This window comes from Vibrio sp. 1CM7H, assembly GCF_023161645.1.
Classification (GTDB): domain Bacteria; phylum Pseudomonadota; class Gammaproteobacteria; order Enterobacterales; family Vibrionaceae; genus Vibrio; species Vibrio diabolicus.
The window spans coordinates 145684-160973 of sequence record NZ_JALNTV010000003.1 but is presented as its reverse complement, the minus strand read 5'-3'; the positions used below and the strand labels follow the sequence as shown (position 1 = coordinate 160973).

The 15290-nt window shown below is 46.1% G+C and carries 10 protein-coding genes; all 10 read left to right on the top strand.

The features are described 5' to 3' along the window. Positions 1-643 precede the first annotated feature (643 nt). The gene (locus MSG33_RS12850; protein ID WP_005394703.1) at positions 644-2326 is read left to right on the top strand and encodes an ABC transporter substrate-binding protein; all 1683 of its coding nucleotides are present in this window, start codon (positions 644-646) and stop codon (positions 2324-2326) included. A 170-nt stretch (positions 2327-2496) separates the two neighbouring features. Continuing rightward, positions 2497-3483 (top strand): ABC transporter permease, encoded by a 987-nt coding sequence (locus MSG33_RS12845; RefSeq protein WP_005394705.1) that lies wholly within the window; start codon positions 2497-2499, stop codon positions 3481-3483. 2 nt (positions 3484-3485) lie between these two features. After that, positions 3486-4511, top strand: a complete 1026-nt coding sequence (locus tag MSG33_RS12840) for an ABC transporter permease (RefSeq protein WP_005394707.1) — start codon at positions 3486-3488, stop codon at positions 4509-4511. Between the two features lie 2 nt (positions 4512-4513). Further along, positions 4514-5497 (top strand): ABC transporter ATP-binding protein, encoded by a 984-nt coding sequence (locus tag MSG33_RS12835; protein WP_005394709.1) that lies wholly within the window; start codon positions 4514-4516, stop codon positions 5495-5497. Between the two features lie 48 nt (positions 5498-5545). Next, the gene (locus MSG33_RS12830; RefSeq protein ID WP_005394711.1) at positions 5546-6541 is read left to right on the top strand and encodes an ABC transporter ATP-binding protein; all 996 of its coding nucleotides are present in this window, start codon (positions 5546-5548) and stop codon (positions 6539-6541) included. Between the two features lie 62 nt (positions 6542-6603). Further along, positions 6604-8343 carry a glycoside hydrolase family 9 protein gene (locus tag MSG33_RS12825; RefSeq protein ID WP_248381247.1) on the top strand — a complete coding sequence of 580 codons (1740 nt, stop codon included), beginning with the start codon at positions 6604-6606 and terminating at the stop codon, positions 8341-8343. A gap of 2 nt (positions 8344-8345) precedes the next feature. Beyond that, positions 8346-9236, top strand: coding sequence for an N-acetylglucosamine kinase (locus MSG33_RS12820; RefSeq protein ID WP_248381246.1), 891 nt, complete (start codon positions 8346-8348; stop codon positions 9234-9236). Positions 9237-9244: 8 nt separating this feature from the next. Beyond that, the gene (locus MSG33_RS12815; RefSeq protein WP_248381245.1) at positions 9245-11164 is read left to right on the top strand and encodes a family 20 glycosylhydrolase; all 1920 of its coding nucleotides are present in this window, start codon (positions 9245-9247) and stop codon (positions 11162-11164) included. An 84-nt stretch (positions 11165-11248) separates the two neighbouring features. Then, a complete protein-coding gene (locus MSG33_RS12810) occupies positions 11249-13657 on the top strand; it encodes a N,N'-diacetylchitobiose phosphorylase (RefSeq protein ID WP_248381244.1) in 2409 nt (802 codons plus the stop codon). Positions 13658-13782: 125 nt separating this feature from the next. Then, positions 13783-15195 carry a phosphoglucomutase/phosphomannomutase family protein gene (locus MSG33_RS12805; RefSeq protein WP_104970926.1) on the top strand — a complete coding sequence of 471 codons (1413 nt, stop codon included), beginning with the start codon at positions 13783-13785 and terminating at the stop codon, positions 15193-15195. Positions 15196-15290 lie beyond the last annotated feature (95 nt).

Genomic DNA, 15290 nt, shown 5'->3' with positions numbered 1-15290 from the left:
TTGTCCATGGTAGGCATTCCAAACATACGCTTCTAGCGATATAACCCACCCAAACTAGGTTGAGTCGAGCGAATAAAACACTTCATTTTCACAATAAAAAAAGAGCAATAAATGAGAGAAAACTGTCGATAAAAGAGACTATTTTTCAGATAACAAACGGTTTTTAACCAACAATTGACAGAGATTGCGAACTCAATCACAACAGAACGGCAGATTAATTTTTAGCTAATTAATTAACACATTTTCTGCATGTGAGCGAGATCTCCGAACCAGGAAGAGAATCAGAAGGCTTTTATTTAAAATAGATTATAGGTTAGCAATCACTAACACTTACAATTAACAAGGATATAAACTGCGACGCATATCAACGTTTATTTTTTGGTCTATCTCTAGTCAAAATTAGCCAAAATAACGTTTATAACGGAGAGTGACGATATTTTAACGTTTTTAACGAGAATCGAGTTTGATTATTTTCTGGATAAGGTGTTTTCTTACTCCTGCCTAAGGCCTACAGGCCACTCTTGGCGAAACTCAATGTTGTAATGAGTAATGCATAAACAAGAGGTAGGTCTTGGAGAGTGTTTATCAATTGATGACATTCAATTCCATTTAGTGAAATGAAAGCAAATAGTAAGGAACAGCTATGCTTGCCAATATTAAAAAAACAGCACTAGCAACAGCAATTATTGCAACGGCTACTACAGGTTTTGCATCGGTAGCTACTGCGGCTGAACGCAGTGAACTGACTATCCACCCTAAAGAGTTTACAACTTTCGTTCGTAACTTTAACCCTTTCTTGGGTGCAACTAACCTGCACACAACAACCGACTTTATTTACGAGCCGCTCGTTGTTTTTAACGAAATGCACGGTAACACGCCAGTATTTCGTCTAGCAGAAAACTTTACCATGGCTGATGACCTAATGAGCGTGACCTTCGATATTCGTAAGGGCGTAAAATGGTCTGACGGCAAAGCGTTTACCGCTGATGACGTAGTTTATTCTTTCAACCTAGTTAAAGAGAAGCCAGAGCTAGACCAATCTGGTATCAACTCTTGGGTTACTGGCGTAGAGAAAGTTAACGACTACAAAGTTAAATTCCGTCTAAGCGAAGCAAACTCAAACGTTCCTTACGAAATTGCGAAAGTACCAGTTGTACCTAAGCACGTATGGAGCAAAGTGAAAGATCCAGCAACATTCACAAACGAAAATCCTGTAGGTAGTGGTCCATTTACCGAAATCGACACTTTTACACCGCAACTATACATTCAGTGTGAGAACCCGAATTACTGGGATGCTGATAACCTAGATGTAGACTGTCTACGAGTGCCACAAATCGCGAACAACGACCAATTCTTGGGCAAAATCGTTAACGGCGAAATGGACTGGACGTCTTCATTCGTACCAGACATCGACCGCACTTACGCTGCAGCAAGTCCGAATCACCACTACTGGTACCCACCAGCGGGTACTCAAGCGTTTGTAGTAAACTTCAAAAACCCAGACGCGGCGAAAAACGAAGCACTTACTAACGTTGACTTCCGTCGTGCGTTCTCTATGGCGCTAGACCGTCAAACGATTATCGACATTGCATTCTACGGTGGCGGTACAGTAAATGACTTCGCTTCAGGTCTAGGCTACGCATTCGAAGCTTGGTCTGACGAAGAGACGCACAACAAGTACAAAGGTTACAACACATACAACGCCGAAGGTGCGAAAAAGCTTCTTGCTAAAGCAGGCTTCAAAGATGTAAACAAAGATGGCTTTGTAGATACACCATCAGGCAAGTCTTTCGAGCTTCTCATTCAATCGCCAAACGGTTGGACTGACTTTAACAACACTGTACAACTAGCTGTTGAGCAACTAGCAGAAGTAGGCATTAAAGCACGTGCTCGTACTCCAGATTTCTCGGTATACAACCAAGCAATGCTAGAAGGTACATACGACGTTGCTTACACCAACTACTTCCACGGTGCGGATCCACACTTGTACTGGGACAGCGGCTACAACTCGAAGCTACAGTCTGGTGACGGTATGCCTCGCTTTGCAATGCACTTCTACAAGAACGATAAGTTAGACGGTCTTCTTAACAGCTTCTACAAAACCGCTGATAAGCAAGAACAGCTAGAAATCGCTCATGGTATCCAGAAGATCATTGCTCAGGACCAAGTAACCATTCCTGTTCTATCTGGCGCGTACATGTATCAATACAACACAACTCGCTTCACTGGTTGGTGGAACGAAGAAAATCCTAAGGGCCGTCCAAACATTTGGGCTGGTATCCCAGAGCGTCTACTTCACGTACTGGACCTAAAACCAGTTAAATAAGTCGAAGTTCATTTCAAGCGGCATACATCCCGTGTGCCGCCTATAAAAATCCCTTGTTAACGAAACCAATATGTGGCGCTCGTCGTCAGGGGATTTTTCGCTCTAAATTTCGCTAGGAGCGACCTGAAACCAGAAACAGGGAAAAAATCTGGGTGAGTAAGGTGTGAGTTATGGGTTATTTTTTAAGACGTTTGTCGTTCTATCTTGTCGCGCTCTTAGTTGCAGCGACGTTAAACTTTATTATTCCGCGAGCAATGCCTGGTGACCCAGTTACCATGATGTTTGCTAACGCTTCTGTACAGGTGACGCCAGAACGAATCGCAGCAATGAAAGAACTGCTCGGTTTCGTTGATGGGCCGATTTACATTCAGTACTTTTCGTACATTAAAAACATTCTAAGTTGGGAGCTAGGGACATCAATCCAGTTCTACCCTCTTTCAGTTAACTCTTTACTAGGTAGTGCATTTGGCTGGTCTCTCTTCCTAGCTGGTACTGCGGTTGTACTTTCTTTCTCAATCGCTTCTGTACTCGGCATTTTTGCCGCATGGAAGCGTGGTAGTAAGTACGATGCATTCGTAACGCCTGGTACATTGATCATTCAAGCTATCCCACAGATGGTTATCGCAATGTTAGCGCTGTTTACCTTTGCGATTGGCCTAAAATGGTTCCCATCTGGCTATGCTTACACGCCAGGTACTATCCCTGATTGGTCAAGCTGGGAGTTCATCAAAAACGTGGGTTACCACGCAGTACTCCCGCTATTCTGTGCAACCATCGTTCAGATCGGCGGCTTCCTCGTCAATATGCGTAACAACATGATCAACCTTCTCGCCGAAGACTACATCACGATGGCGAAAGGCAAAGGGCTGAGCGAGAACCGTGTCGTCTTCAATTACGCCGCACGTAACGCGCTACTTCCAAGTGTAACCGCGCTATCTATGTCTTTGGGTATGGCCATTGGTGGCCAATTGATCATCGAGATGATTTTCAACTACCCAGGTTTAGGCACCGTGCTACTTAACGCAATTCACGCTCGTGACTACCAAGTACTTCAAGGTCAGTTAATTATCATGACGATGTTCATGCTGTGCTTCAACTTAATGGCTGACATGCTGTACATGATTCTAGACCCTCGCCTACGTACGGGAGGCAAATAATCATGAAAGAACTATTCAAACTTATTTTAGGTAACTCATTCGCTCGAATCGGTCTTGGTATTGTTACCGTATTCGTATTCGTTGCGATCGCAGCTCCTTTACTTACGAAACATGCGCCAGACAAGCGAACCGGTAATCCACACGAATACCCTAGCTTTGTCGTAAAACAAGCGCAAAATAATCCTGATGGCTGGGTAGCTAAAAATCTAGCAGATGATCGTCGTACGCTGATTATGTCGAAAAAGGCTGATCACGTTCTGGGAACTTCACGTATGGGTCGTGATATTTGGTCACAAGTGGCTTACGGTGCTCGCGTATCGCTAGGTGTCGGCTTTGGTGCTGGCATCATCGTATGTTTCCTAGCAACGGTCATTGGTATCTCGGCAGGTTACTTCGGCGGCAAAGTGGATGACATATTGAGTGCAGCGATGAACATCATGCTGGTAATCCCTCAATACCCATTACTCTTTGTACTGGCAGCCTTTATTGGCGAAGCAGGTCCACTCACCATTGCCTTGATTATCGCTGGTACCTCTTGGGCGTGGGGCGCACGTGTTGTCCGTTCTCAAACCATGGCTCTGCGCGAGAAAGAGTTTGTGAAAGCCGCTGAAGTATTGGGCGAGTCTTCATTCCGCATCATCTTCGTTGAAATTTTACCAAACCTAATCCCGATTGTCGGTGCAAGCTTCATCGGCTCAGTAATGCTCGCTATCAATACTGAGGCTGTAATCTCGTTCTTGGGCCTGGGCGATGCCAACACCATCAGTTGGGGCATCATGCTCTACAACGTGCAAACCTCATCAGCGATGTTGATTGGCGCATGGTGGGAAGTATTAGCTCCTTGTATCGCCTTAACTCTTTTGGTGACTGGTCTTGCTCTACTTAACTTTGCCGTTGATGAAATTGCTAACCCACAGCTTCGTTCTCACAAAGGCATGAAACGCTGGAAGAAACTGGCAGAGAAAGACAAGAAAGAGCGCGCGCCTGAAATGGCACCACAAAATGCACTATGGAGCGGAGATAAATAATCATGACTGCACCACTAATTTCTATCCGTAACCTATGCGTAGATTACATCACAGATGCGGGCGATGTCCGCGCCTGTAACAACGTTAGCTTTGACATTGCGCCAGGTGAAGTCTTTGGCCTGGCTGGTGAATCTGGCTGTGGTAAATCCACAGTTGCTTTCTCGCTCATGCGTCTTCATAAGCCGCCAGCATTCATCACTGGTGGTGAGGTCATCTTCAACGGTGAAGACATCATTAAGTACAGCGATGAACGTATGCAATCATTCCGCTGGAGCGAGATGTCGATGGTGTTCCAAAGTGCTATGAACGCATTAAATCCGGTGCTTACGATGGAAGAGCAGTTTTGCGATGTCATCATGCGCCACACCAACATGACACGTGAACAAGCGAAAAAGCGCGCCGAAGGATTGTTGGAAATCGTTGATATTCATCCAAGCCGCTTGAATGACTACCCACACCAATTTTCTGGTGGTATGCGCCAGCGCTTAGTCATTGCGATTGCTCTGGCTCTCAATCCAAAGATGATCATCATGGATGAGCCAACGACGGCACTCGATGTTGTGGTTCAGCGTGAAATCTTACAAAAGATCTATGCTCTGAAAGAAGAGTTCGGCTTCTCGATCCTTTTCATCACTCACGACTTGTCACTCATGGTCGAGTTCTCGGATCGAATCGGCATTATGTACTCCGGTGAGTTGATTGAAGTTGCCCCTTCTAAGCAAATTCTGGAAAGTCCTTACCACCCTTACACCAAAGGTTTGGGTAGCTCTTTCCCTCCACTAACTGGTCCTAAAACCAAATTAACTGGTATTCCAGGCAACCCTTTGAATCTATTAGAAATTCCTCAAGGCTGCCGATTCCAAGCTCGCTGCGACCGCGTCCACGAAGCTTGTACACGAGTACCAACTCAGCTGCGTCAAATTGAACCTGGTCGTTTTTCAAATTGCCACTTATACGGCGACACGATTGCTCAAGCTAAGGTTTAACAACAAAAAATAACGCTAGCTAAGAACAAAATTACACTGGAGAGAATTATGAGCAAACAACTCGGCGAACTGCTGATTGAGGGTAAACATGTCGTTAAGGACTTCCCTTTAAATAGTAACTCAATCAAGCAGTCAAAAATGCGCGCGATCAACGACGTGTCATTCAAGATGTACAAGAGCCGCGGTTTGTCAGTAGTAGGTGAATCAGGCTCTGGTAAATCTACTACCGCTAAAATGATAGCTAAAATGTACGCCCCTACAGAGGGGGTGATCGAATACAGAGGTCGTGATATCCAAGATATTACCTCTCGACATGACTTGATGACATACCGTGAAGGCGTACAAATGGTATGGCAGGACCCATTTGGCTCACTAAACCCTACACACAATATCTTTCACCACATTGCTCGCCCGTTGCTGATCCATAAAAAGATTGCACCAGGCAACAAAAAGGAACTGGAAGAACGTGTGTACGACCTACTTGAACAAGTTGGTCTGATTCCACCAAAAGAAACGGCGCAAAAGTTCCCGCACCAGCTATCTGGCGGTCAGCGTCAACGTGTAAACCTAGCTCGTAACATCGCTGTAGGTGCAGAAGTGGTATTGGCAGATGAGCCAACATCAATGCTGGACGTGTCAATTCGTGCTGGTGTTCTTAACTTGATGGAAGAGATGAAGTTCGAGAAACAAATGTCTCTGCTTTACATCACTCACGACATCGCAACGGCGCGTTACATTGCTGAAGATCTCGCGGTTATGTACGTAGGTCACATGGTTGAATGGGGGGATACTGAGGAAATCATTCACGATCCTCAACACCCATATACGCAACTCTTGGTATCTGCTGTGCCTGATCCATCGAAGTCTATCCACGAGAAGCTGAAAGGCAACAAAGGGGAAATCCCACTTTGGACACCAGATTCAGTCGGCTGCCCATTTGCAGGACGCTGCGTACACGCAACCGATAAATGTCGCGAACGACTACCGGGCGTCACTCAGCTTTCTGAGAACCACTTTGTTCGCTGTTACTTATTTGAAGATTAATTATAACGAGGGTCAGGTTCAGCCTGACCCATTCCTGTTTTATCGTTTCCCGGAGACATTGAATGCTGCTACTGACTAACCACATTGGTTATGAACATCTGGGCCCAAAGAAAGCCATTGTCCAGACCGAACAACCACACTTGTCTTCTTACACTGCCCAATTGATTTGTGCCACTACCGAGCAAACCGTGGCAACTTTTGCGGTTGAAGAACAGGGTAAAGTGGCGAACTGGCATCAGGGCTATTTCTACCTCATCGACTTTTCACCTTTCACAGATTCAGGCGACTATTTCCTGCAAGTGGAAGATACGCGCTCTTCCTCTTTCACCATTGGCGAACATATTCTGTTGGATCAAACTTTGTCGGATGTGATCCACTACTTCAAATCACAACGTTGTGGTGGAATTTTCGATCAACAAGATCGACAAGTTCCAGTGCTCAACGCCAACCAAACGGTTGATGTACACGGAGGCTGGTACGACGCATCTGGAGACGTTAGCAAATATTTAAGTCATCTTTCATACGCTAATTATTTGAACCCTCAACAAACCCCAATGGTGGTTTGGAACATCCTAAAAGGGCTTTCATTGCTTGAAGGAAGCGAAGACATTGCAGCCTTCACACGTACACGTCTTATTGAAGAAGCCCTGTTCGGTGCAGACTTCCTTGTTCGTATGCAAAACGAAAAAGGCTTCTTCTACATGACGGTCTTTGATAAGTGGAGCAAAGATACTGCGCAACGAGAAATCTGTGCCTACGAAACGCAACTTGGTCACAAATTTGATGACTACCAAGCAGGCTTTCGACAAGGTGGCGGTGTCGCCATCGCAGCGCTGGCCGCGGCGTCGCGTTTAGGTGTTCACGGCGAATACGATCAACAGAAATACCGCAACGCTGCTGAAAATGGTTACTGGCACCTAAAAGAGCACAATACGCAGTACCTCAATGATGGTGAAGAAAACATTATCGACGAATACTGTGCGCTACTAGCTAGTGTAGAACTGTTTAAAGCCACCAAAGAAACTCGCTACTTGGAAGAGAGCCGTTTGTGGGCACAACGCTTAGTTGCCCGCCAAATGAGCGACGAGCAGATTCAACACTTTTGGTCAGCAAACCAAGACGGCAGTCGTCCATACTTTCACGCTGCCGAAGCTGGTCTACCCGTTATTGCCCTGTGCGAATACCTAGCAATTGAAGACGACTCCGTACAGACAGAATCGGTAAAACGCATCGTTAACCGAGCGTGTGAGTTTGAGATCAAAATATCCAATAAAGTGACCAACCCATTCGGTTACCCTCGCCAGTATGTTAAAGGCGTAAATGAGTCAAAACGCGATGCATTTTTTGTCGCACACAACAATGAATCCGGCTATTGGTGGCAAGGCGAGAATGCTCGATTGGGCTCACTCGCGACCATGGCGTATCTTGCTCAACCGCATATAGCGTCGCAAGAAATACAGCAACAACTTTCCGTGTTTGCTCAAGATGCATTGAACTGGATTGTAGGCTTAAACCCATACGACATGTGCATGCTTGATGGCCACGGTCGTAACAACCCTGATTACCTTCCTCAATATGGTTTCTTCAACGCTAAAGGCGGTGTGTGTAACGGAATCACTGGCGGCTTTGAAGACGAGGAAGACATCGCATTTAACCCACCAGCACAAAAAGACGACATGTTACAAAACTGGCGCTGGGGTGAACAATGGATCCCGCATGGCGCTTGGTACTTACTCGCGATAATGAGTCAAGCTCAGCATATTTCTCAGTTGGCAACCTCTAAAAATATTAAGGAACAATAATCATGGGGATGTATTTTGTTGGTATCGATGGTGGCGGCACGTCATGTCGAGCCAGGATTAAAGATTCACAAGGTAATTTTCTTGGCGAGGCCAAAAGCGGCAGCGCCAACATAATGCTAGGCGCTGAAATTGCAATGGCTTCGATTCTTGAATCCATCACTTCAGCTGCCGAGCAAGGCGGCCTGACACAACAAGATTTTGCATCGATGCATGTCGGCTTAGCCCTTGCAGGTGCTGAGCACAAAGCATCTTGGCAAGCCTTCATGTCTCTTCCTCATCCGTTTGCCAGTATGACTCTTAATACTGATGCTTACGGCGCGTGCGTTGGTGCACACAATGGCGAAGATGGCGCAATCATGATCGCAGGAACGGGCTCTTGTGGCATCTATCTTAAAGGATTGGAGCAGCACGTTGTCGGTGGTCGTGAATTCCCTATTTCGGATCAAGGTGGCGGCGCAGTGATGGGGCTTCACCTAGTTCAACAAGTTTTGTTAGCAGAAGATGGCATCAGAGAGAAAACGCCTCTAGCACAACACGTCATGGCGCATTTCGAAAATGACGTTGATAACGTGGTGGCTTGGTCTAAACAAGCGCTTCCTCGTGATTATGGCCAGTTTTCTCCTGCAATTTTCCAACATGCAGAACAAGGTGATGCACTAGCAATTGAGATGCTGAAGCAAACTGCAGCTGATATAGAAATGTTTCTCGTGGCATTAAACAAGCGCGGCGCAACGCGTATTTGTTTAATGGGCAGCATTGCTGAACGTATTTTACGTTGGCTTTCGCCACCCGTTCAGCAATGGGTTGTTGAACCACAGTTTGACGCGATTGAAGGCGCAATTATGTTTGCAGGTAAACCTGAACATAACCTTTACTCGCTCAGTGCGGCGTAGGAGTAGATATGGAATATCGTGTTGATCTCGTCGTCCTATCAGAACAAAAGCAAAACTGCCGTTTCGGACTGACTTTCCATAACTTGAGTGATCAAGATCTCCACAATTGGAGCCTGATTTTTGCTTTTGATCGCTACATTCTGCCAGATAGTATTTCGAATGGTCAGCTCAAGCAAATTGGCAGCTACTGCACCCTCAAACCAGAAGGGTTGGTGCTGGCAGCTAACCATCATTTTTACTGCGAGTTCAGTATTGGTTCGAATCCATTCCGTTACTATTCTGATGGATTCAATGAAGCCTTGGTCAACTTTGAAGTCAACGGCAACCTTCAGCGAGCTCAAGTCGATGTCACGCCGATCGTATTGGCTTCACCGTACCGTGAACGTAGTGAGATCCCTTCCAGCTTGACGCATGCGCAGCCTTTATTGCCAAAACCAAACCATATAGAGGTCAGTGATCACTGCTTTAGCTTTAATCATCAAGCTGGCGTTGCGGTTTATTCAAACCTAGCCAATTCAGCCAAAGAATGGTTACTTGAAGAGCTTAAGCGCATTCATCAATTTGAGTTCGCATCAAACAATGGCAGTCAGATCATCTTCAAAGGCAACCCAACCTTGGATGAAGGCGCTTACAAACTGAAGGCAGCAGAAGAGTCGATCAAAATTGAAGCAGGATCTTCGTCTGGCTTTACCCATGCTTGTGCAACGTTATTGCAACTGATCAAAGTTGGCGATCAACCGAATTCCATGGAAGTGGTTTGCTGTTCAATCAAAGACAGACCGCGTTTTCGTTACCGCGGTATGATGCTAGATTGTGCTCGCCATTTTCACTCCGTTGAGCAAGTCAAACGTTTGATCAACCAGTTGGCTCACTACAAGTTCAATACATTCCATTGGCACCTTACCGATGATGAAGGTTGGCGAATTGAGATCAAATCATTGCCTCAACTAACCGATATTGGCGCATGGCGTGGGTTGGATGAAACCAATGAGCCACAGTACACGCACCTTGCTGAGTGTTACGGCGGTTTTTACACTCAAGAAGACATCAAAGACGTGGTTTCCTTTGCTTCGAAACGAGGCATCACTGTTATCCCTGAAATCGATGTACCAGGCCACTGCCGAGCTGCCATCAAGTCGTTACCACACCTATTGGTAGAAGCAGAAGATACCACCGAATACCGCAGTATTCAGCATTACACCGACAACGTCATTAACCCTGCTCTTCCGGGAAGTTATGAGTTTATCGACAAAGTGTTGGAAGAAGTCTCCGCGCTGTTCCCTGCGCCTTATGTTCATATCGGTGCGGATGAAGTACCTAACGGCGTATGGTCAAAAAGCCCTGCGTGCCAAGCACTAATGGAGCAACAAGGTTACAGCGACTACAAAGAGTTACAAGGGCACTTCTTGCGTCATGCCGAAGACAAACTGCGCAAACTTGGCAAGCGCATGCTGGGTTGGGAAGAAGCACAGCATGGCGACAAAGTCAGCAAAGACACAGTGATCTATTCGTGGTTAAGCGAAGAAGCGGCGTTGAACTGCGCGCGCCAAGGTTTCGATGTGGTGCTACAACCTGCACAAACCACCTACCTAGATATGACCCAAGATTACGCACCAGAGGAACCGGGCGTGGATTGGGCTAACCCGTTGCCGCTAGAAAAAGCTTACAACTATGAACCACTCGCTGAAGTGCCAGCCGACGATCCAATACGTAAACGCATTTGGGGCATTCAAACAGCATTGTGGTGCGAAATCATCAACAACCAGTCTCGTATGGACTACATGGTCTTCCCGCGCTTAACCGCAATGGCAGAAGCATGTTGGACAGACAAACAACACCGAGACTGGACCGACTATTTATCACGTTTGAAAGGACACCTACCGCTGCTTGATTTGCAGGGAGTGAATTACCGTAAACCGTGGAAGTAATACAGAGCTGATGTAGAAGCATCACGCTTGAAGAGTTTTTAAATTTTGGCTGCAGACGCAGCTTTGTAAAAAGGAAATACACAAATGAAATACGGCTATTTCGATAACGAGAATCGTGAATACGTCATTACTCGCCCTGATGTACCTGCTCCTTGGACCAACTACCTAGGTACAGAAAAATTCTGTACCGTTATCTCGCATAACGCAGGTGGCTATTCGTTCTACAACTCTCCAGAATACAACCGTGTTACTAAATTCCGTCCAAATGCGACATTCGATCGCCCAGGACACTACGTTTACCTACGTGATGATGAGACTGGTGATTACTGGTCAATCTCTTGGCAACCAGTTGCGAAAAGCCTAGACGAAGCAAACTACGAAGTTCGTCACGGCTTGTCTTACTCTAAGTTTAAATGTGAATACAACGGCATTACCGCAACTAAAACACTGTTCGTGCCAAAAGGCGAAGACGCTGAAATCTGGGATGTAGTGATTAAAAACACCTCAGATAAGCCACGTACGATCAGCGCATTCTCATTTGTTGAGTTCTCATTCAGCCACATTCAATCTGATAACCAGAACCATCAGATGTCTCTGTACTCTGCTGGTACCTCATACAACGAAGGCGTGATTGAGTACGACCTGTACTACAACACTAACGATTTCGAAGGCTTCTACTACCTAGCGTCAACGTTTGATCCAGATTCGTACGACGGTCAACGTGACAGCTTCCTTGGCCTATACCGTGACGAAGCAAACCCGCTAGCGGTAGAACAAGGTAAGTGTTTCAACACAGCGCAAACGTGTTACAACCACTGTGGCTCTCTGCACAAGCAATTCACTATCCAACCGGGTGAAGAAGTTCGTTTTGCTTACATTCTAGGTATCGGTAAAGGCAACGGTGAGCGTCTACGTGCTAAGTACCAAGACCTTGCAGAAGTCGACAATGCATTTGCGGGTATCAAAGCACACTGGGATAAGCGTTGTGGCAAGTTCCAAGTGAAATCACCAAACGAAGGTCTAGATACCATGATCAATGCTTGGACACTGTACCAAGCAGAAACGTGTGTGGTGTGGTCTCGTTTTGCTTCGTTCATTGAGGTGGGTGGTCGTACTGGTCTTGGTTACCGCGATACAGCGCAAGATGCAATCTCAGTTCCTCACGCTAACCCAGCAATGACGCGCAAACGTATCGTTGACCTACTGCGCGGCCAAGTGAAAGCGGGTTACGGCCTACACCTATTCGATCCTGATTGGTTCGATCCTGAAAAAGCAGATGTTAAACCATCTAAGTCTCCAACAGTTGTTCCTACTCCGTCCGATGAAGATAAGATCCACGGTATTGAAGACACTTGCTCTGATGATCACCTATGGCTAGTACCAACCATCTGTAAATACGTGATGGAAACCGGTGAGCACAGCTTCTTCGACGAAGTGATTCCTTACGCGGATGGTGGTGATGCAACCGTGTATGACCACATGAAAGCTGCGCTAGACTTCTCTGCTGAATACGTGGGTCAAACGGGCATCTGTAAAGGTCTGCGTGCCGACTGGAACGACTGTCTAAACCTAGGTGGCGGCGAGTCTTCAATGGTGTCTTTCCTACACTTCTGGGCGCTACAAGAGTTTATCGACCTTGCAAAATACCTAGGCAAAGACGCTGACGTTGAGAAGTACACCGAGATGGCGGCAAACGTGCGTGAAGCGTGTGAAACACACCTTTGGGACGAAGAAGGCGGCTGGTATATCCGTGGTCTAACGAAAAATGGCGACAAGATCGGTACTGCGCAGCAAAAAGAAGGTCGTGTACACCTTGAGTCAAACACGCTAGCGGTTCTGTCTGGCGCGGTTTCTCAAGAGCGCGGTGAAAAGGCAATGGACGCAGTCGACGAGAACCTGTTCTCTGAATACGGACTTCACCTAAATTCACCATCATTCGCAACACCAAACGATGACATCGGCTTTGTGACTCGCGTTTACCAAGGCGTAAAAGAAAACGGGGCAATCTTCTCACATCCAAACCCATGGGCTTGGGTAGCTGAGGCTAAATTAGGTCGTGGTGACCGTGCAATGAAGTTCTACGATGCACTCAACCCATACAACCAAAACGACATAATAGAAAAACGCATTGCAGAACCTTACTCATACGTACAGTTCATCATGGGTCGTGACCACCAAGATCACGGTCGTGCAAACCACCCATGGCTAACTGGCACATCTGGTTGGGCTTACTTCGCAGTGACCAACTTTATCCTTGGTGTGCGCACAGGTTTTGATGGTCTAACTATCGATCCATGTATTCCAACTAACTGGCCTGGATTTGAAGTCACTCGTCAGTGGCTAGGCGCGACTTACAACATCAAAGTTGTTAACCCTGATTCAGTCAGCAAAGGCGTGAAATCTATCACTCTGAACGGCGAAGCTATCACTGGCGCATCAGTACCAGTTCAAGCGGAAGGTTCAGTAAACGAAGTTATCGTTACTCTAGGTTAATCATCTTTTAGGGGATAGCTTCTCCCCTTTTGATTTATCCGATGCACTTGAGTTTGGTGAGTGCATCGGTTCGCTAGCAAAGATTTAAGAGACGGTGGGATGCCGCTCTTATCGAGGATCGAATCATGATCAAATTTGGTACAGGCGGTTGGCGTGCATTTATCGGTGAAGAATTCACTAAAGATAATGTTCGTTTGGTTGCTCAAGCAGTTGCAAACATTACGAATAACGAATCTGTTGCTGATCGCGGCTTTGTCATTGGCTATGACCGACGTTTTCTGTCTGACAAAGCTGGCCGTTGGTTTGCCGAAGTTTTAGCAGCAAACGGCATCGTCGTTAGCTTTATCGATAAGTTTGTTCCAACGCCTATCGTAATGTTTAAAGCGAAGGAAATGGGCTGTGCTTACTCTGCATGTATTACGGCATCGCACAACCCGGCCGATTACAACGGCATTAAAGTCTTCATTGAAGGCGGTCGTGATGCAGATGAAATCATCACCCAAAAAATCGAATCACAAATCGATACGCTCACTGCACAAGATGTAAAAAGTGTCGATTTTGAACAAGCGGTTGAAGATAAGCTGATTCAAATTATCAACCCGATGAACGAATTCGTAGATTCGATCATTAACTTTATTGATATCGAGTCGATCAAAAAAGCCAACCTACGCGTTTTGATTGACCCGATGTTCGGTGTCGCAAAAAATGCGCTGCAAACCGTATTAATCAATGGCCGCTGTGACGTTGATGTGATTAACGATGGAAAAAACCCAGACTTCGGTGGGTTAATGCCTTCGCCAAGTGCTGCAACACTCTACCGTTTGATGCACCTAGTAAAAGAGCAAGGTTACGATATTGGCATCGGTACCGATGGCGATGCGGACCGTCTTGGTATTATTGACGAAAAAGGTAACTTCATTCATCCAAATGAAGTACTACTACTGCTTTACTACTATCTACTTGAATACAAAGGTTGGACAGGCTCCGTGGTACGTAACATCGCAACCACCCACCTTCTCGACAAAATTGCCGAAGATCATGGCGAGAAATGCTTTGAGGTTCCTGTAGGCTTTAAGCACATCAGTTCCCAAATGGAAGCGGATGACTCACTGATTGGTGGGGAAAGCTCTGGCGGCCTAACCATTCGTGGCCACATCAAAGGTAAAGATGGCGTCTTCGCGTCTAGCTTGTTAGTTGAAATGATTTCAGTAACAGGCAAGAAATTGTCTGAGTTGCTAGATGAAATCTACGGTAAGTACGGCTACGCGTACATGGCAGAAGGTGATTGCAAATTCAAACCAGCGCAAAAAGAAGTCCTGTTCAACAAGATATATGTTGAAAAACAACTGCCTGAGTTTGAGTTTGAGATCGAAAAAGTCAGCTACGAAGATGGTGCGAAAGTCTACTTCAAGAATGGCGGTTGGATCATCGCCCGCTTCTCTGGTACTGAGCCACTACTGCGTATTTTTGCAGAAATGCAAGATAAGGACACTGCGGAACGTGTTCTTCAACAGTTTAAAGACTTCTTATCTTTATAACTGACCTTGTGCCCGCTTCGAGCACTTCGGCTACGCTTGTCATGTAATTCAAGCTGTCGCTAAGGGGAAGAATACTTGCCCGGCATCACTGCCGG